The organism is Bradyrhizobium algeriense (assembly GCF_003062295.1).
Classification (GTDB): Bacteria; Pseudomonadota; Alphaproteobacteria; order Rhizobiales; family Xanthobacteraceae; genus Bradyrhizobium; species Bradyrhizobium algeriense.
Map to the genome: position 1 here is coordinate 1 of NZ_PYCN01000317.1, position 266 is coordinate 266.

Here is a 266-nt window from a genome sequence, read left to right on the forward strand (position 1 = left end):
GAACTCGATGAACTCTCGACTGCGGTGGCGATCTTTGACAAGGGCGTGGACCTTGCCGGTGAGCAGATCAATCCCAGCCAACAGGCTGAGCGTGCCATGGCGTTTGTATTCATGATCGCGCGCAAAGGTGGCGTGGACGCCAGGCTTGGGCGGCAAATCCGGCGCCGTCGTTGCGATGGCCTGGATTCCCGGCTTCTCGTCGCAGGAGACGATCGTCACCGGCTTTCCCCGCCTCCTTCCTTTGGCAGAGGCTTTCTTCAGGACCT

At 60.9% G+C, this 266-nt stretch carries 1 pseudogene; it reads right to left on the bottom strand.

The window, feature by feature from the left end:
* Positions 1 to 266: pseudogene (locus C7G61_RS43650) on the bottom strand (IS630 family transposase); the annotation flags it as partial.